Annotated in this window: 22 protein-coding genes; 17 read left to right on the top strand and 5 right to left on the bottom strand. The window is 66.5% G+C overall.

Translation table 11 applies throughout. From position 1 onward, the window contains the following. The first annotated feature begins 72 nt into the window (after positions 1-72). The 7 genes from exaC (at position 73) to rplI (ending at position 4,660) form a co-directional block, all read left to right on the top strand. Entirely contained in the window at positions 73-1,623 is a 1,551-nt protein-coding gene (gene exaC, locus ACQVDU_RS12880) for an acetaldehyde dehydrogenase ExaC (protein ID WP_292712644.1), read from the top strand. A gap of 124 nt (positions 1,624-1,747) precedes the next feature. Beyond that, a complete protein-coding gene (locus ACQVDU_RS12885; RefSeq protein ID WP_443477337.1) occupies positions 1,748-2,146 on the top strand; it encodes a DUF779 domain-containing protein in 399 nt (132 codons plus the stop codon). Between the two features lie 51 nt (positions 2,147-2,197). Next, positions 2,198-2,860 (top strand): TMEM175 family protein, encoded by a 663-nt coding sequence (locus tag ACQVDU_RS12890; RefSeq protein WP_443477338.1) that lies wholly within the window; start codon positions 2,198-2,200, stop codon positions 2,858-2,860. 181 nt (positions 2,861-3,041) lie between these two features. Further along, a complete protein-coding gene (gene rpsF, locus ACQVDU_RS12895) occupies positions 3,042-3,398 on the top strand; it encodes a 30S ribosomal protein S6 (RefSeq protein WP_300594056.1) in 357 nt (118 codons plus the stop codon). A gap of 5 nt (positions 3,399-3,403) precedes the next feature. Further along, a complete protein-coding gene (locus ACQVDU_RS12900) occupies positions 3,404-3,898 on the top strand; it encodes a single-stranded DNA-binding protein (protein WP_300594054.1) in 495 nt (164 codons plus the stop codon). 45 nt (positions 3,899-3,943) lie between these two features. Further along, the gene (gene rpsR / locus ACQVDU_RS12905) at positions 3,944-4,198 is read left to right on the top strand and encodes a 30S ribosomal protein S18 (RefSeq protein WP_292712636.1); all 255 of its coding nucleotides are present in this window, start codon (positions 3,944-3,946) and stop codon (positions 4,196-4,198) included. Between the two features lie 9 nt (positions 4,199-4,207). Then, positions 4,208-4,660 (top strand): 50S ribosomal protein L9, encoded by a 453-nt coding sequence (rplI, locus tag ACQVDU_RS12910; RefSeq protein ID WP_228179191.1) that lies wholly within the window; start codon positions 4,208-4,210, stop codon positions 4,658-4,660. A 64-nt stretch (positions 4,661-4,724) separates the two neighbouring features. Here the strand turns inward: rplI and ACQVDU_RS12915 are convergent, their stop codons facing one another. Further along, a complete protein-coding gene (locus ACQVDU_RS12915) occupies positions 4,725-5,708 on the bottom strand; it encodes a hypothetical protein (protein ID WP_443477339.1) in 984 nt (327 codons plus the stop codon). Between the two features lie 86 nt (positions 5,709-5,794). Beyond that, positions 5,795-6,811, bottom strand: coding sequence for a hypothetical protein (locus ACQVDU_RS12920; protein WP_443477340.1), 1,017 nt, complete (start codon positions 6,809-6,811; stop codon positions 5,795-5,797). A 569-nt stretch (positions 6,812-7,380) separates the two neighbouring features. Between ACQVDU_RS12920 and dnaB the strand changes: the two genes are divergently transcribed. Then, the gene (gene dnaB / locus ACQVDU_RS12925) at positions 7,381-8,754 is read left to right on the top strand and encodes a replicative DNA helicase (RefSeq protein ID WP_292712629.1); all 1,374 of its coding nucleotides are present in this window, start codon (positions 7,381-7,383) and stop codon (positions 8,752-8,754) included. Positions 8,755-8,913: 159 nt separating this feature from the next. Here dnaB and ACQVDU_RS12930 read toward each other — a convergent pair whose 3' ends face one another. Further along, the gene (locus ACQVDU_RS12930) at positions 8,914-9,264 is read right to left on the bottom strand and encodes a hypothetical protein (protein WP_005052795.1); all 351 of its coding nucleotides are present in this window, start codon (positions 9,262-9,264) and stop codon (positions 8,914-8,916) included. A gap of 60 nt (positions 9,265-9,324) precedes the next feature. On the opposite strand from ACQVDU_RS12930, the gene ACQVDU_RS12935 reads away from it, so the two are divergent. The 6 genes from ACQVDU_RS12935 (at position 9,325) to ACQVDU_RS12960 (ending at position 14,212) form a co-directional block, all read left to right on the top strand. Then, positions 9,325-9,798 (top strand): MurR/RpiR family transcriptional regulator, encoded by a 474-nt coding sequence (locus ACQVDU_RS12935; RefSeq protein WP_164743636.1) that lies wholly within the window; start codon positions 9,325-9,327, stop codon positions 9,796-9,798. After that, positions 9,714-10,304 carry an SIS domain-containing protein gene (locus ACQVDU_RS12940; RefSeq protein WP_005052796.1) on the top strand — a complete coding sequence of 197 codons (591 nt, stop codon included), beginning with the start codon at positions 9,714-9,716 and terminating at the stop codon, positions 10,302-10,304. The genes ACQVDU_RS12935 and ACQVDU_RS12940 overlap by 85 nt, the downstream gene beginning before the upstream one ends. Before the next feature lie 102 nt (positions 10,305-10,406). After that, positions 10,407-11,240, top strand: a complete 834-nt coding sequence (locus ACQVDU_RS12945) for an extracellular solute-binding protein (RefSeq protein WP_005052797.1) — start codon at positions 10,407-10,409, stop codon at positions 11,238-11,240. Beyond that, positions 11,237-12,067 (top strand): tyrosine-protein phosphatase, encoded by an 831-nt coding sequence (locus tag ACQVDU_RS12950; RefSeq protein ID WP_005052798.1) that lies wholly within the window; start codon positions 11,237-11,239, stop codon positions 12,065-12,067. The genes ACQVDU_RS12945 and ACQVDU_RS12950 overlap by 4 nt, the downstream gene beginning before the upstream one ends. Positions 12,068-12,085: 18 nt before the next feature. Beyond that, the gene (locus tag ACQVDU_RS12955; protein ID WP_005052799.1) at positions 12,086-12,991 is read left to right on the top strand and encodes a phosphodiesterase; all 906 of its coding nucleotides are present in this window, start codon (positions 12,086-12,088) and stop codon (positions 12,989-12,991) included. A 54-nt stretch (positions 12,992-13,045) separates the two neighbouring features. After that, the gene (locus tag ACQVDU_RS12960; RefSeq protein WP_045245739.1) at positions 13,046-14,212 is read left to right on the top strand and encodes an amidohydrolase family protein; all 1,167 of its coding nucleotides are present in this window, start codon (positions 13,046-13,048) and stop codon (positions 14,210-14,212) included. Between the two features lie 22 nt (positions 14,213-14,234). Here ACQVDU_RS12960 and ACQVDU_RS12965 read toward each other — a convergent pair whose 3' ends face one another. Then, the gene (locus ACQVDU_RS12965) at positions 14,235-14,816 is read right to left on the bottom strand and encodes an ABC transporter permease (RefSeq protein WP_005052801.1); all 582 of its coding nucleotides are present in this window, start codon (positions 14,814-14,816) and stop codon (positions 14,235-14,237) included. A 169-nt stretch (positions 14,817-14,985) separates the two neighbouring features. Here ACQVDU_RS12965 and ACQVDU_RS12970 point away from each other — a divergent pair. Next, a protein-coding gene (locus ACQVDU_RS12970; RefSeq protein ID WP_241186004.1) for an IS5 family transposase occupies positions 14,986-15,829 on the top strand; the annotation gives its coding sequence in 2 pieces (ribosomal slippage) (positions 14,986-15,291 and positions 15,293-15,829; 843 coding nt in all). A 58-nt stretch (positions 15,830-15,887) separates the two neighbouring features. After that, positions 15,888-16,541 carry a GNAT family N-acetyltransferase gene (locus ACQVDU_RS12975; RefSeq protein ID WP_005055300.1) on the top strand — a complete coding sequence of 218 codons (654 nt, stop codon included), beginning with the start codon at positions 15,888-15,890 and terminating at the stop codon, positions 16,539-16,541. Positions 16,542-16,812: 271 nt separating this feature from the next. On the opposite strand, the gene ACQVDU_RS12980 is transcribed toward ACQVDU_RS12975, so the two are convergent. Then, positions 16,813-17,106 carry a hypothetical protein gene (locus tag ACQVDU_RS12980; RefSeq protein ID WP_005055297.1) on the bottom strand — a complete coding sequence of 98 codons (294 nt, stop codon included), beginning with the start codon at positions 17,104-17,106 and terminating at the stop codon, positions 16,813-16,815. Between the two features lie 402 nt (positions 17,107-17,508). Here ACQVDU_RS12980 and ACQVDU_RS12985 point away from each other — a divergent pair, with 402 nt between their 5' ends. Continuing rightward, positions 17,509-17,793, top strand: coding sequence for a helix-turn-helix domain-containing protein (locus tag ACQVDU_RS12985; RefSeq protein ID WP_139833211.1), 285 nt, complete (start codon positions 17,509-17,511; stop codon positions 17,791-17,793). Positions 17,794-17,854: the final 61 nt, after the last annotated feature.

Consider the following 17,854-nt stretch of genomic DNA (forward strand, 5'->3'; position numbering starts at 1 on the left):
AATGCAACCTTGCCTCACCTACCGTCGACCCATCGCGACGACGGCCGTCGCGCGCAGTCGAAGGAGACTCACATGACGATTGTTGAAGAGGGCGTCTCGAGCGTGTACGCCGCCCCCGGCCAGCGCGGGGCGCTCGCCGACTACCGGGCCCGCTACGGCCACTACATCGGCGGCGAGTTCGTCGAACCGCTCAAGGGCCAGTACTTCGAAAACATCACCCCCGTCACCGGCAAGCCGTTCTGCGAGGTCGGCCGCGGCACCGTCGAAGACATCGACCGGGCTGTGGATGTCGCCTGGAAGGCGTTCCAGAGCTGGAAGCGCACCACTCCCGCCGAGCGGGCGAACATCCTCAACAAGATCGCCGACCGCATGGAGGCGAACCTCGAGTCCATCGCGGTGGCCGAGACCTGGGAGAACGGCAAGCCCGTCCGCGAGACGCTCGCCGCCGACATCCCGCTCGCGATCGATCACTTCCGATACTTCGCCGGGGTGCTCCGGGCACAGGAGGGATCGCTCAGCCAGATCGACGAAGACACCGTCGCCTACCACTTCAACGAGCCGCTGGGCGTGGTCGGTCAGATCATCCCGTGGAACTTCCCGATCCTCATGGCCACGTGGAAGCTCGCCCCCGCGCTGGCTGCCGGCAACTGTGTCGTGCTCAAGCCCGCCGAGCAGACTCCGGCGTCGATTCTGTTCCTGTTCGACATCATCGGTGACCTGCTGCCGGCAGGTGTCGTGAACATCGTCAACGGCTTCGGTATCGAGGCAGGTGCCCCGCTCGCGCAGCACAAGGGCATCCGCAAGGTCGCCTTCACCGGTGAGACCACGACCGGGCGCCTGATCATGCAGTACGCCTCGCAGAACCTCATCCCGGTGACCCTCGAGCTCGGTGGCAAGAGCGCGAATGTGTTCTTCGAGGATGTCGCCCGCGAACGCCACGACGACTACTACGACAAGGCTCTCGAGGGCTTCACGTTCTTCGCCCTCAACCAGGGTGAGGTCTGCACCTGCCCCTCGCGCGCGCTGATCCAGCGCTCGATCTACGACCAGTTCCTCGGCGACGGTCTGGAGCGGGTCGGCAAGATCGTGCAGGGCAACCCGCTGGACCCCGCCACGATGATCGGCGCGCAGGCATCCAATGACCAGCTCGAGAAGATCCTGTCCTACATCCAGATCGGCAAGGATGGCGGGGCCAAGCTTCTCGCCGGTGGCGAGCGCGTCGACCTCGGCGGCGAGCTGAGCGGCGGCTACTACGTCGCCCCGACGGTGTTCGAGGGCACCAACGACATGCGGATCTTCCAGGAAGAGATCTTCGGCCCGGTCGTCTCGGTCACCTCGTTCGACGGGTTCGATGACGCCATCCACATCGCCAACGACACCCTCTACGGTCTGGGTGCGGGCGTGTGGAGCCGGTCCGGTGACACCGCGTACCGCGCCGGCCGCGCGATCGAGGCCGGACGTGTCTGGACGAACACGTACCACCAGTACCCGGCTCACGCCGCGTTCGGTGGTTACAAGCAGTCGGGGATCGGTCGCGAGAACCACCTGAAGATGCTCGACCACTACCAGCAGACCAAGAACCTCCTGGTCTCCTACGCCGAAGGCCCGATGGGCTTCTTCTAAACCGGCACCGTCGGGGCGGCATCCATCAGGGGTGTCGCCCCACGTGCCGAACGCAGGATGAATCACGCAGTCGGCGCCGGTTCATCCTGCATTCGGCACCGGCCACCTTGAGCAAGGAGACAGCATGGTCAGCATCGGAACCTACGAGCGGGTCGCGGTCACCGACGAGGCTGCGGCGCTGCTGCGGGAACTCGCGGTGCACCACGGCGCGCTCATGTTCCACCAGTCGGGCGGATGCTGCGACGGCAGCGCGCCCATGTGCTACCCGGTCGGGATGTTCCTGACCGGTCCCAGCGACGTGAAGCTGGGCATCCTCGAGATCGACGGGATCGATCCGATCGATTTCTTCATGTCGGAGTCACAGTTCGAGTACTGGAAGTACACGCACTTGACCGTGGACGTGGTCCCGGGCCGGGGCGCCGGGTTCAGCGTCGAGAGCCCGACGGGCAAGAGGTTCATCATCCGCTCCCGAATGCTGAACGACGCCGAGCTCGAGTACTTCGGCCTCGGCCCCACGGACTGAGCGCGCGGCTCAGCGCGGATACGGTCCCGGCGCGAGTAGTACGGTGTCGGCATGACGGATGCCGACTCTCGCGCGGACGAGCAGCGGGCGGCGGATGCCGAGCTGCCCTCTGCGGAACGGCTGAAGGCCTTCACGGATGCCGTCGTAGCGATTGCTATGACGCTCCTGATCCTTCCGCTCATGGACAGCGTCACCGATGCAACGGAGTCGAGCGCGGGGGCTTGGGTGGCGGCGGAATGGCCGAGCCTGCTCACATTCATGCTGAGCTTCGTGCTCATCGCCAACTTCTGGCTCACCCACCACCGAATGTTCGCTCGAGTCACCCATGTGGACCAGGGCCTGTTGTGGCTCACCATCGGGTGGATGTTCACGATCGTGTGGCTGCCCGTTGCGACCGCAATCACAAGCACATTCGACTCCGACCCGATCGAGAAGCTCCTCTACGTCGGATCCCTCATCTTGACGAGCTTCGTACTCACCGTTACGCGGGTCTATCTCATCCGGCACCCGGCACTGCATCACGAATCGCAGGCCAAATTCCGGGACGGCCTGGCCGTCGGGGTGATTATCACGGTCCTGTTCGGGGTGGCACTGTTGCTGATGTTCGCCATCCCGGCCCTGAACTATTGGTGGCTGTTCGTGTTGTTCCTGACACGCCCGATCTACGCGATCGTCGTGCGCACGCGGGATCGCAGGACCCAGCCCCGCGCCTGACGGAAAACGGCCGGTTGGGACGCGGATGCCGCATCCGATACACTGTGAAGGTTGTCCGGCATCTGTTCGTATCGAATCAGCCCGGACACGTGCACACACCCTCCTGCTGTCGGGAAATGCCCGACAGCCGTTCTAGTCCGAAGGAGGTGGGTCAGTGACGCACACACACCAGTACGAACTCATGGTGATCATCAACCCTGAGATCGACGAGCGCCAGGTCCCCACGACCCTCGACAAGTTCCTCGCAGTCATCACCAACGATGGTGGCTCGATCGAGAACGTCGATGTCTGGGGCAAGCGCCGGCTCGCATACGAGATCCAGAAGAAGACCGAGGGCATCTACGCCGTCGTCAACTTCACCTCGACCAGCGACGCCGCGCAGGAGCTCGACCGTCAACTCAAGCTGAACGAGCAGATCATGCGCACCAAGGTGCTGCGCGCCGAAGAGGCCATCGCGATGATTGCTTCCGAGGCCAAGCGCGCCGAAGAGAAGGCTGCCCGCAAGGCTGCCGCGCCGGCACGGGCTGCGAAGGCGTAATCGTCATGGCCGGCGAAACCGTCATCACCGTGGTGGGCAACCTCACGGCTGATCCCGAGCTGCGCTACACGCAGAACGGGCTTCCGGTCGCGAACTTCACGATCGCATCGACGCCGCGCACTTTCGACCGTCAGGCCAACGAGTGGAAGGACGGCGAAGCGCTGTTCCTCCGCGCGAGCGTCTGGCGTGACTTCGCCGAGCACGTCGCCGGCTCGCTGACCAAGGGATCCCGCGTCATCGCGACCGGGCGCCTCAAGCAGCGCAGCTACCAGGACCGCGAAGGCAATAACCGCACCGCCATCGAGCTGGAGGTCGACGAGATCGGCCCCTCGCTGCGCTACGCGACCGCTCAGGTCACGCGTGCCGCGAGCAGCGGTGGCGGCGCCGGCGGCGGCCAGTCCCGCGGCCAGGTCGCCGACGAGCCCTGGTCGACCCCCGGTTCCTCGAACGCCGACGCCTGGGCTGCCCCCGGCACCTACGGCGACGACACCCCGTTCTAAGCACCACGGATGCCGCGGCATCCGGTTCACACGTAAGGAAAACCCATGGCTGGAAAGTCAAGCGGCGATCGCCGCAAGCCGCGCAAGGGCGGCAAGCCGGTCGCCCCGGCAAAGGCAATCCGGGTCGGCCTCATCGACTACAAGGATGTCGCCACCCTCCGCAAGTTCATCTCGGAGCGCGGCAAGATCCGCGCCCGTCGTATCACCGGTGTCTCGGTGCAGGAGCAGCGTCTGATCGCCCGTGCGATCAAGAACGCGCGCGAAATGGCTCTCCTGCCTTACGCCGGCGCTGGCCGCTAAGGAGTCCCCATGTCGAAGCTCATTCTCACGAACGAGGTCGCCGGGCTCGGTAGCGCCGGTGACGTTGTCGAGGTCAAGGACGGCTACGCCCGTAACTACCTCATCCCCCAGGGATTCGCCGTGGCCTGGAGCCGCGGTGGCGAGAAGCAGGTCGCCTCGATCCGCGCCGCCCGCGAGGCGCGTGCGATCCACGACCACGAAGAGGCTGTTTCGCTCAAGCAGAACCTCGAGTCGAACAAGGTCAAGCTCGCCATCAAGGCCGGCGCCGAAGGCCGCCTGTTCGGTTCGGTCAAGCCCGCGGATGTCGCAGACGCCGTCAAGGCCGCCGGTTTCGGTGACCTCGACAAGCGCAAGATCCACATCACCTCGCCGATCAAGTCGGTCGGCGAGCACGAGGCCACGATCCGTCTTCGCGACGACGTGACCGCCGTGATCACGCTGCAGGTCGTCGCCGCGAAGTAATCGCGAGACGCCACGCCGGGGCGGATGCCGCAGACACGCAGTCTGCAGCATCCGCCCTTCTGCGTCAGCGGCGAGCAGGGCGTCGGGCGAGCAGTGTCGCGGCGACACCCGCGACGAGCAGTGCCGCCGCAATGCCCCACAGCGGCGCGGTGCCGCCGGTGCTGGCAAGGCCCGTTGCGCTCAGCGCTGCGGACTGGCCGCCGCCGGTGATCCCGCCATCCGGGTTACCGGGTTGGCCAGGGCTACCCGGGGTGCCGGGGTCACCGGGGTTGCCGGGGTTGCCGGGGTCACCGGGGTCACCGGGGTCGCCAGGGTCGCCAGGGTCACCAGGACCGGCAGGAGTCGTGGAACCGCTGGTCTCCGAGTCGCCGATCACCGAGATGGCGTTCCCGCCCAGGGTCACGGGGACGGACAGCGGAAGCGCGAACTGCGTGCCACCCAAGATCCCGTCCTGCCCCGAGCTCACCGGGGTAGCGGTCCCGCTGCCGGTGGGTGCGGTGGTGTCGGCATCCGTGCTCTGGCTGTCGCCGATGACCGAGATGGCGTTGCCCCCCACCGTCACCGGGACCGTCGCGTCGACGAGGGCCTGGGTGCCGCCGAGAATGCCATCCTCGCCGGAGGTCTGCGGGTTCACCGCGACCTCGGGCCCTGCCGGCTCCGTCGGCGCCGTGGCAGCATCTGTGCTCTCGCTGTCGCCCGCGACCGAGACGGCGTTGCCGCCGACGGTGACCGGCACCACAACCGACACCAGAGCCTGGGTGCCGGATGCCGCACCGTTGTCTCCGTCAGTCGTGGCCGCAGGCGCGGAGCCCGCGTCGGTGCCGCCCGGGGCTGTGGTGGCAGAGTCGGTGCTCGATGAGTCGCCGAGCACCGAGATGGCGTTGCCACCCACGGTGATCGGCACCTCGATGCTCGGCAGGATCTGGCTGCCCGAGAGCAGACCGTCCTCGCCGTCGGTTTCGGCAGCTTGAGCCATTCCGGCCCCAGCGATGGCGATGCCGCCGCCGATGAGAACTCCGAGGAGCGCTCGCTTGATGAAAGTACGCATGAGAATCTCTCCTGATCGATGAATGGGGGAACGCGTGCCGGATGGCGCGCGCGGTCGCCTGCCGCACGAATGCGGCGCGACCCCCGTCAATCAGGAGAGACGTCGGTGGGGTAAGTCGGGGCTGCCGGAAGGGCATCCGAAGACACGGATGCCGCGGCCCCGGCGCTCAGGGTTGACACGGGCCCCGCAGCCAGGGCGGCATGAAGGGCCCCGGCACCGGCACCGGCCGAACCACCACCGGCGCTGCAGAATCCGGGAGGGGTGGTTGCTCCGCCGCCGGGTGGAGTTGCGACGGCGGGTGGATGGCTCAGACCGGCAGGTGGATCTGTCGCGGACCCGCCCGCGCTCGCCCCGAGGGCACGCACGGATGGATCCCGGCTGTCACCCGGGGGCCTCAGCGCTGTGATCACAGAGGACTCCGCCGAGTCAGCGCCCGGGCCGGCGCCGGTCGGGACGGGCGCGGAGCCGGGAGCCGTCGGAGACACGGGAACGATGACACCGACGATGCCGTCAAGAATGCCGGTGGGGACCTCGGGAATAGTCACCGCCGGACCCACGGAGTCGCCCACCACAGCCTCCAGGGCGTAGTCGAGTCGAGATGAAACGCTCGACACGACATCCATGACGGTCGACGCGAGGCTGGTGTCCACAATGACACCGGCGATCGGCACCTCAGCGGCGCCCGAAACCACGCCATCAGTGACCGACGCGACGGGCTCCGACTCAACCACCTCATCAACGGCGGTGACGGCGGTATTCGCCGCAGACCCCAGCTGGTCGACGACCGACTGGGTCACACTCTCCGCACTCTCCACGACGGGCGGCACGACAGCTGCGGCCGGGGCAGGAGCGACAGTCTGCACCACCGTGAGCACCGGCTCGGCGACTTGCGCCGTCGTAGCGACGACATCAGTCAGCGTCGCGTCGATATCAGCGACTGTCGAGCTCACGGCATCCGTGACGCTGGCCACCGCGCCGAGCAGTCCTCCGGAGTCGGTGTCGTCATCGGCGGCGTTCGCGGCGCTCGCGCCCACGAGCGAAAGAGCGAAACCCGCGGCCAGCGATGCTCCGCCGAGCAGGAGCGCGCGACGGAGGGACCCCATCCGCCGATGCTGCGTGTCCATCACTCACCTCCGTTCGCCGAATGGGCCGGCCTGTGGACGCACGATTTGCGAGGCATGGTACGCCGATTCGCTTCGAGTGCAACCCCCCTTGCTTCTGCAGGGTGCTGCACTTTTCGGTCGTCCTACTTGCACGTTCACGGGGTGGCTGGTATGAGAATCCCCCGCAGTTTGTACACAGTGAACGGTCCTCGGCTGAACCTTCAATCCCAGGTTCAACCACAACCTTGTCCACACTCTGTGTGAAAAACAAAGACCAGATCAGATGGATATTCGGTGGCCGATATCCGATAACCCCCAGGCTTTATCCACAGGCACTTCTCACAAGCTCCACGGCGTTTCCCGCACCTTATCCCCAAAGTTATCCACAGGCCGTGTTGCGGGTGTCGGACCCCATCCCTAGCGTGGTCCTGCCCGGTGGGGAGGCGATCCGGATTCGGCGCGGAAACCGGATGGCGGCACGGCCTCGGCACCCAGCCCGAAGCGGTGGGCCCATCGAGCCGCGGCAGTGAACGTAAGACGGTCAACGTCATCACAGCGAAGGGGGACACATGTCGATTGCGGACATCTCGGAGGATCGGCTCGGCGGACCCCGCGAGCACGAGCGCACTCCGCCGCACGACATCCTCGCCGAGCAGAGCGCACTCGGCGGCATGCTGTTGTCGAAGGATGCCGTCGCCGATGTCATCGAGACCCTGCGGGGTGCTGACTTCTACATCCCCAAGCACGAGCTGATCTTCGAGGCGATTCTCACCCTCTACTCGCACGGTGAGCCGACGGACGTCATCACCGTCACCGACGAGCTCATCAAGACGGGTGAGCTGCAGCGTGCTGGCGGCGCCGACTACCTGCACACCCTCACCTCGATCGTCCCGACCGCCGCCAACGCCGCCTATTACGCGTCGATCGTCGCGGAGCGCGCGCTGCTGCGCCGTCTCGTCGAGGCCGGGACCCGCATCGTTCAGATGGGTTACGCCGGGCAGGGCGAGGCGGTAGACCTCGTCAACAGTGCGCAGGCCGAGATCTACTCCGTCACCGGCGCCGACGCCGCTGAAGATTACGTGCCACTTGAGATCGCGGTGGATGCCGCGCTCGAAGAGATCGAGGCTGCTCGAGGCCGCGATGGCAAGATGACCGGCATCCCGACCGGGTTCCAGGGCCTCGATCAACTCACCAACGGGCTGCACCCCGGGCAGATGATCATCATCGCGGCGCGTCCCGCTATGGGTAAGTCGACGCTCGCCCTCGATTTCGCACGGGCCGCGGCGATCAAGAACAACATGCCGACGATCTTCTTCTCGCTCGAAATGGGTCGCAGCGAGATCGCGATGCGTCTCATGAGCGCCGAGGGCGCTGTGCCCCTGCAGAACATGCGCAAGGGCACGCTCGACTCCCGCGACTGGACGACGATCGCCGCGACCCGCGGCCGTATCAATGAGGCGCCGCTGTACATCGACGACAGCCCGAACATGACCCTCGTCGAGATCCGCGCGAAGTGCCGTCGACTCAAGCAGCGCGCGGGCCTGAAGATGGTCGTGATCGACTATCTGCAGCTGATGACCAGCGGCAAGCGCGTCGAATCCCGTCAGCAGGAGGTCTCGGAGTTCTCGCGGGCCTTGAAGCTGCTCGCCAAGGAGCTCGGTGTTCCCGTGATTGCCCTGTCGCAGCTGAACCGTGGTCCCGAGCAGCGCGCCGACAAGAAGCCCGCGCTGTCTGACCTGCGTGAATCGGGCTCGATCGAGCAGGACGCCGACATGGTCGTGCTGCTGCACCGCGAAGCCGCCTACGAGAAGGACTCACCTCGTGCGGGCGAGGCTGACCTGATCGTCGCCAAGCATCGTAACGGCCCCACCGACACGATCACCGTCGCTTTCCAGGGCCACTACTCGCGCTTTGCCGACATGGCCCCTGGCGACTTCGGGTAGTGTAGGGATCTTTCTGAAATGTCCATTTCGCAGTTGAAATGTCCACGCGATGTCCATATGGACATTTCGGACGCCGGCCGACCGTCGCGATCATGTGGGCGGCGGTTTCACAGCGCCTCAGCTTCTCTGCTGGATCGCGGCTACGCGATGTCTCCCCTTTCACGTCTGAGTGGCCATCGGTCTGATCGGGCCATGAGCAGGATCAGTTTCGCGCGTCGCCCCCGCCCTCTGGTTCCGCGCTGCGGGCGTCATCGTCGTGGCAGGCTTCTTCGCGTCGTTGGTTACCGGTGTCTGCTGCCCCGGCGCCCCCGCCAGCGGAACATCGACGTGCGGAACGTTCGAGCGCTTGACCGCCGGGATCGACAGATCACGTGGCTCTGGCTCGCACGGACGGTCATCGTAGGCGCCATCGCGGCGCTCGAGGTGGGCGTCTTCGGTCGAGTCACCCTTGGCCGACTTCCTTGCGGGCATGGCACTGTTCGGGAGCTCGAGCGGACGCAGGGAGGTCATGAAATTGCCTTTCGCGGATAGCGGAGGCGATGAACGCTGCGTTCACCTATGGTTGGGGTCGTGGTCGCATTGCGCCCATACGATGTGCGGCGAACCCGAAAGGTGATCACCGGCTACATGAACTCGCCCCTCAACGAGCCGCCGCTCGGCGGAACCATCGACCACATCCTCTCGATCCTGCCGTCGCTCGTACCGAGCGCGCAGCGCGTCGCCCGCATCTGCGCCGAGCGACCCCACGACGTGGTCGACATGTCGGGCGCCGACCTCGCCGAAGCCGCCAACACGTCGCCGGCCACCGTCAGCCGCACCGCCCAGGCGCTGGGGCTGCGCAGCTTTCAGCACCTGCGCATGCTGCTCGTGCGTGACCTCGCCGCCGACGCCACCGCCGCGCCCGACGCACCCGCCGGCACCGAGGGCTTTCTGCGGTGGCTGGCCGAGGGGCGGGTGGGATGCTGCAGACCGCGCTCGCCTCGATCGACCCGGTCGCGTTCGACGCCGCTGCCGACGCCATCGCCCGCGCGCCGCGCCTGCTGATCTCGGGCACCGGCGCCTCGCACGCCGCCGCCCAGGCGTCGGCCGTCGCGTTCGCCGTCAACGGCCGGCCCTGCGAAGCGCCCGCTGACGGCGTGGTCGCCCACCTCACCGCCCGCGTGCTCGCCCCCGGTGATGTGTGCCTCATCGTCAGCTCGAGTGGCGCCAACTCGGTGACCCTCGCGGTTGCGGACGCCGCCGTCGACGCCGGCGCCACCGTGATCGGGGTCACGAGCTTCGCCCGTACCCCGCTCACCACCCGCGCCGACCACCTGCTCGTCGCCGGTGCGCGCTTCCAGGCGTGGGATCAAGGCATTCTCGGCAGCGGGCTCGTACAGCTGCTCGTGCTCAACGCCCTGCAGATCGCCGTCGCCGACCGCATGAGCGACGCCGCCGACCGCGCGCGCCTCGCGGTGCGCGAAGAGGTGCTCGACATCGTCGCCGACGACGGCTCCGACGCCGAGGCATCCGACGTGCCAGACGTTATCGACCACGGCGATGGGCGTTGACACTCCGTTTGCAGGAAATTCACTTTCCTCGATTGCAATAGCTCTGCAAGCGGATTTCGCGGGAAGGCCCCGGTTCGTCAGGTCGCTTGCAGAAGGCGACTCATGGGAACGATCCAGCTCTCTGGTGTCGGTCGCTCCTTCAAGAGCACCGCCGCCGTCAGTGATATCGACCTGATCATCGAAGACGCCGCCGCGCAGATCACCGAGTCCACCGGTGCCCCCTCGATGAGCGCGTCGTGCGTGATCACCGGCGGCAGCTGGTGCATGCAGGGCCTCTTCCTCTCGAACGGCGCCCAGGTGCTGAGCGATGACCGCACGACGATCGAGTTCGGCTCGGACGCCGCGATCGATACGGTCGCGACCTTCACCGAGATGTACGAGGACGGCGTGCTCACCAACGAGGACTTCACCAGCCAGTACGAGGCGTTCGCGCAGGGGAAGACCGCGATCCACGTCAACAGCTCGGCCCTGCAGGGCGCGTTCATGATGGGCGCCGAGGCCGGTGGCTGGACCCTCGACGCTCACACCCTGCCCGCGTTCGGAGACCAGGCGGTCGTGCCCACCAACTCGGGCTCGTTCCTCGCGATGTTCGCCACCGACCCCGCCAAGCAGGCCGCCGCGTGGGAGCTCATGCAGTTCATGACCAGCCCCCGCGCCTACGAGATCATCTCGACCCAGATCGGGTACCTACCGCTGCGCAGCAGCATGGCCGACGAGGGCGGACCGCTCTATGACTGGGTCGAAGCCAACCCGCTCGTGAAGCCCAACCTCGAGCAGCTCGACGCGCTCGAGCCGTGGGTGTCGTACCCCGGCGACAGCTACGCCCAGGTCGACCAGGTGCTCGCCACCGCCATCGAAGACGCGGTCTTCTACGGCGCCGACCCGGCCGCCACTATGACCGAGGCCGCCGAGCGCGCGCAGGGGCTGATCGAATGACCATCGACCTCGACCTGACGCCTTCGGCGACGGATGCCGCGGCCGCTTCGTCGCCGGATGCCGCGACCGCGGCGCCTCGTGAGCGTCGCCACGCCGTGGCCGGCCTCTACAACCTGCGCGACACCGGCGGCTACCGTGCAGCCGGCGGCACCAGCCGGTGGGGCAAGCTGCTGCGGTCAGATGCTCTGCACCGCATCGACGCGACCGGTCGCGACCGGCTGGCCGAGATCGGCGTCGCCCACATCATCGACCTGCGCGGCGGCGACGAGCGCGCCACAGCGCCGAGCGCGGTCGACGGGCTCGAGGTCACCGTGCACCACCTGCCCGTGTTCGACGACGCCGACCCGGCCGCGCAGGCCACCACGCACGTCGGACTCGTGCCCGTCTACGACCACATCGTCGACGAGCGCGGGGCGCAGCTGGTCGACGCGATCCGGGTGATCATCGCGGCTGACGACGACGACGCGGTGCTCGTGCACTGCACCGCCGGCAAAGACCGCACCGGTCTCGTCGTGGCCTTCGCGCTCGCCGCCGCCGGGGTCGACCGCGACGACGTCGTGGCCGACTACGCCGCCACCGCCGAGAACCTGCGCGGCGAGTGGTCAGACGCGATGACCGCCGTCTTCGAACAGCGCGGCATCGAACTGACCGCGGGAATGGTCGAACTCATCACCGAGAGCCCCGCCGAGGTGCTCGAGGCGCTGCTCGAGCGCATCGACCGCGAGCACGGGTCGATCAGCGCCTACCTCCTCGCCCACGGACTCACCCCCACCGAGCTCGAGCGTCTCACCGCCGTGATCATCGACCCCGCCGCCACCGCGGTCTGATCGGAAGGAACACACACCATGTCGCACATCGCGAGCCAGCATCCCGCTCCCGAGCACTTCATCCTGCATGTCTCTGACACCCACTTCGTGGGCGACGGCGACCTGCTGCACGAGCGCATCGACAGTGACAAGAACCTCGCAGAGCTGTTCGACGGCTTCACCAAGGCCAACGCCCGCCCCGAAGCGATCGTGTTCACCGGCGACCTCGCCGACACCGGCCGCCCCGACGCCTACGAGCGCCTGCGGGCCATCGTCGAGCCCGCCGCCGAGAAGCTCGGTGCCCAGGTGATCTGGGTGATGGGCAATCACGACGAGCGCGTCGCGTTCCGCCGCGGCCTGCTCGACGAGGAGGCCGACCAGTCCGAGCCCGTCGACCGCGTCTACGACGTCAACGGTCTGCGCATCATCGCGCTCGACTCGACGGTGCCCGGGCAGCACCACGGCGAGATCAGCGACGAGCAGTTGGCGTGGCTGCGCCGCGAGCTCGAAGTCCCCGCGCCCGACGGCACCCTCATCGCGCTGCACCACCCGCCCGTGCCGAGCCCGATCGGGCTCATCGCCCTGGTCGAGCTGCGCGACCAGGAGCGCCTCGCCGAGGTCATCCGGGGCACCGACGTGCGCGGCATCCTGGGCGGTCACCTGCACTACTCGACCACCAGCACGTTCGCGGGCGTGCCCGTGTCGGTCGCGTCGGCGACCTGCTACACGCAGGACCTCGCCGTCGCCTACCCCGGTGCCCGCGGCCAGGACGGCGGCCAGTCCTACAACCTCGTGCACGTCTACGGCGACCGGGTGCTGCACTCCGTCGTGCCGATCGGGCAGTTCCCGACCGTCTACGAGATGACTCCCGAGATGCTCGAGGCGTTCATGAACATGACCCCCGACGAGCAGCTCGCCGCCGTCAACGCGTCGGCGGGAGAGTAGTCAGCCCGTGAACAATAATGTCTCGTATCTACATCTCCTCGAACGGAGCAGTTCATGACGGATTCCACGCTCGGCGCAGTCTCTGCGACCGCGATCACGAACACCAGGGTCTTCGACGGACACAGTCTGAGCGCCCCCACGACGGTCGTCGTCCAGCCCGACGGGCGCATCGGTGACGTATCAGCGGATGCGGTCGTCGTCGGTGCCGCTGTCGTCAACGCGGAAGGTACGGTGCTCCTTCCTGGCCTGATCGACTGTCACATGCACCTGAAGGGGCGCGAGTCCCTCGAGACGCTCGCCACGTACGGTGTCACCACCGGCCTGGACATGGCGACATGGCCCGCATCACAGTTCCAGTCGTTGCGGGGACTGAGGGGAGTCGCTGACTTCCGCACCGCCGGCATGGCGGCGACATCTCAGGGCAGCACGCACAGCCGCATTCCGACCTATCCGGACGTCGCGCTGGTCGATTCCCCCGACAAGGCGGAGCGGTTCGTCGAGGTGCAGGTGGCAGACGGGGTGGATTACATCAAGATCATCGCCGATCTGCCCGGTCCCACCCAGGACGTGCTCGATGCACTCGTGGCTGCTGCGCACGCGCGGGGGCTCAAGGTCATCGCGCACGCAGCCCTGTACGAAGCTGTGCGTATGAGCCTCGCTGCGGGGGCCGACATGATCACCCATGCTCCACTCGACCGCGCGCTCGACGATGCGACGGCTGAGACGATGCTCGCCCAGGGCACGGTGTTCATCCCGACCTTGACGATGATGAAAGGCGTCGCCGCGAATCTCACCGCAGCGGGCGTTCCCGGTGTGAGCTATGCACACGCCCACGAGAGCACGCGCGCGATGCATGCCGCGGGCGTTCCGGTCCTGGCCGGCACCGACGCCTACATCGGGTCCTTCACACGGGCATCGCCGCCATACGGCGAGAGCATGCACGACGAAGACGCCTACATCGGGCTCCTCGAACGGGCAATGCCGCCATACGGCGAGAGCATGCACGACGAACTCGCTCTGCTCGTGGACGCCGGCCTGTCAACAGCCGAAGCGCTGCGCGCTGCCACCTCGACGGCCGCGCACGCGTTCTCACTCGACGATCGGGGGGCGATCACCCCCGGATTGCGAGCCGACCTCGTGCTGGTGGACGGCGATCCGCTCACCGACATCGCTGCCGCGCGTCGCGTTCTGCGTGTGTGGTGCGGCGGCATCGAGGTGTGAGGGCGTCCTCTCGACCGCGGTGTCACTCCACGGCGGTGTTCGCGCCGTGGTGCCACGCGAGCACCCGGTTCTCGACGACGATGAGCAGCAGGTTGAACACGTACCCGAAGATCCCGATGAGCACGATGCCCGACCACATGTCCGTGATCGCGAACGACCTCTGCGACTGAAGAACGAAGACGCCGATCCCGTTGCCTCCCGCCATCATCTCGCTCACGACGACCATGATGAGCGCGAGCGAAAGACTCGTGCGCATTCCGGCAAAGATCTGCGGAGCTGCCGCGGGAAGTGCGACCTGCAACTCGTAGCGGAACCAGTGGATGCCGTACACCCGGGCGGTCTCGCGCAGTCCGGGGTCCATTCCTCTGATTGCAGCTTCGGTATTGAGGAGCACGGGCCAGAGGCAGATGAAGGTGATCAGAATCACCTTCGCGGTGTCGTCGAGGCCCAGCACGATGATGACGAGGGGAATCAACGCGACCGCAGGGATCGCGCGCAGGAACTCGAGCACGGGTGCGAACATCGCCTGGAGGCGGTGCGCCTGACCGAGAACGAACCCCACGACCACGCCGATGACCACAGCGCCGATGAACCCGATCATCATCCTGGAAAGACTCGGCAAGACGTCGCTCGCCATCCGCGCGAAGAGCCAGTTCTCCTGGAAAGCGACTAGGGCGTGTCTCCCAAAGGTTTGGGCTGGTCGCTGGAACGCTCGGTGTGTGTCTCGAACGGAGTTGCTGACTGATGCGCAGTGGGAGCTGATTGCTCCGTTGATGCCGTCCTCGCAGGGGCGTCGTGGTCGGCCGTTCGCCGATCATCGCACCGTGGTGGAGGGCATCATCTATCGCTACCGGACCGGGATCGCGTGGCGGGACTTACCCGGGTGCTTCGGGCCGTGGCAGACGGTGTGGAAGCGGCACCGCCGCTTCAGCGGTGATGGGACGTGGGACAAGATCCACAGCGTCCTGCTGGCCCATGCCGACGCCGCCGGGCTGATCGACTGGGAAGTCTCGGTGGACTCCACGATCAACCGCGCCCATCAGCACGCCACCAACCTGCCCCGGGACACAGGGGGACCTGACGAATTACACGAATCTGCGCATCGAGCCGCCTGATCACGCCATCGGCCGCTCCCGCGGCGGCCTGTCGACGAAGATCCACCACCTGTGCGACGGGAACATGCGGCCGCTGGTGATGCTGCTCGGGCCCGGGCAGGGCGGGGACTCCCCGATGTTCGAGCACGTGATGAACGCCCTGCGGGTACCGCGCCTGGGTGGGGGCCGGCCACGCACCAGGCCCGACCGGGCGCTGGGTGACAAGGCTTACTCTTCCCGGGCCAACCGCAAGCTGTTGCGCCGGCGCGGCATCCAGGCCGTCATCCCCGAACGCGATGATCAGATCGCCAACCGCAAGCGCCGCGGCGCCAAGGGTGGTCGCCCGGTCACCTACGACACCGAGGCCTACAAGCGCCGCAACGTCGTCGAGCGCGGATTCAACATCTTCAAGCAATGGCGCGCCTTGGCCACCCGCTACGACAAACTCGCCCTGACCTATCGCGGCGGCGTCGTCCTACGCGCCATCACCATCTGGCTCAAGGCTTTAAGAGACACGCCCTAGCGCCCGGGTATTGTCGGCACGATGCCGTTGCCGCGTATCCGTTGTTGAAGGGGTGAGTATGTCTGCTGTTGTTGCGCGACTTGACGTGGACCTCACGGATATTGAGTGCATTGTGAAGGTCACGCGGCCACTGGTCGGAGTACCGGACTCCGTGAACTGGACGGAGTTGCCGTCGGGCGTCGCGAAGATCTCCGCTGACGCGACGTTGTACATCTTCGATGACGACGACGAGGGGGAGCCGGAGCGTCGTGTCATCGCGCGCGCTACTGCGTACACCGTCGACCTCGACCGGGTGGGTGACGTCGTTGACGTGTTCGATCAAGTAGGCGGCGAAGCATTCGAGATCACCGAGTCGATTCTCGGTGATGAGAACGTCTTCGAGTGGCTCGACTCCCGCGATCCGCTGGTTGGCGAGCAGGTGTCGCAGCTCGTGATCGTCGAGGGCGTCTTTGTGGAGCCACCGTACCGGGGTCAGCGCCTTGGTCCACGTCTGCTCACGACGCTGGTGGAGACGGTGACCGGCACGGGGAGGGAGACTCTCATCGTTCTCCGCGCGCAACCGGTGCCGTGGGAGCACCTGTCCGAGATCGAGTTTCGGCGCTCCCGAAAGAAGGTCGCTGCGTCGTACGAAAGCGTCGGGTTTGCGCACTTCCGGGACAACATCTATTGGCGTCACAACGCGTTCGTCGGGACCGAGAACCTCGAGGCGTGAGTCACGCCCCCGGGTATTTGGGAACCTTCAGGTCGACCTCCCCGGCCAGGTGGCGAGCGTCGTCGGGCGGGTCCAGTTGCGGCGGGCGGTGCGCTCCGTGGTGAGATCGTGCGGAGCGGCAACGATCCACACGGTCGCTTCCCGCGTCGATCAGATCCGACGAGCCCTCACTGACTATCACCACGATGGCTCACCAACGTCTACGACGAAGACAACCCGGCCGGATCCTCCACCACACCAGGGGACAGGACCATCAATCAAGAAGGGTTTCTCATGCAGTCAGCGCCTCGAGGATGAGACCGCGCACGTGATCAAAGTCGAGGTCGGCCGGAAGCTGGAGCCACGCGTTCTTCTGACCCTTGTAGTGTGTCCCGACGCCGGCGTCAACGAGAGCCGCCGTGCGCATTGGGTCAAGCTTCACCACCACCTGCCCGCCGCTGGTCATGGCGCGCACGGCGCCACTGCTGCTTCCCGAGACGATGAGACTGCCGCGGTGGTTCCGTGACACACCGTCAAGCGCAGTCATCTCGTGAGCGATCGTGTCGAACACTTCATCCCCAGTCATCACGGTTCTCCCTTCATGCGCGGTCGACGACCCCAAAGCGATCCCTACAGGTGGCCCTCAGAAGAAGTGTCCCACTCAGGCTCCTTCACGCGGAAGACCACGGCGCGCAACGCTTCGGGCGCAGAGCTGCGGATCAAGGCCGCCGGGTTACCGGCTCGCAAAACGTTGGAGGACTTCGATTGGGATGCGCAGCGGAGGGCGCTCGCAGACCAGTTCTGACGACCGACAGCAGTTCATCGTCAGCCGGTTCCTACAGATGTCACGCTCCGAGTTGTCCATTTCGCAGGGGAGATGTCTACGCGATGTCCATATGGACCTTTCGGGGCATTGGGGCGAGTCGCTTCGGTGGGATTCGCAAAAAACGTCGAGACGCCGACTGACCGGCGCTCGTAGATTCGAAGCGTGTCCTCAGTCGTCCTTCCACTCACCGCTCAGCGGCATGCGGAACGTGTGAGCCGGGCACTTCACTGGATGGAGGAGCGTCTCGAGGAGCCGGTGACCCTCGCCGAGATCGCGGCGGTCGCTGGTCTTTCGCCGCATCACTTTCACCGCGTCTTCCGTGCGGTCGTGGGTGAGAACCCGAAAGCGCACCTGCGCCGGTTGCGGCTTGAGCGAGCGGTCTACCGACTCAAAGTCAGTACGGACACGGTGCTGCACATCGCGTTGGAATCGGCCGCGTCCGTTTGAGTGGTGGTCTTTCGCTTCGTTGCGATGATCAGCTGTCGTTAGTTTAGGCGGCGGTGATCTC

The sequence above is a fragment of the Microbacterium sp. F2 genome (assembly GCF_052274505.1).
Taxonomy (GTDB): domain Bacteria; phylum Actinomycetota; class Actinomycetes; order Actinomycetales; family Microbacteriaceae; genus Microbacterium.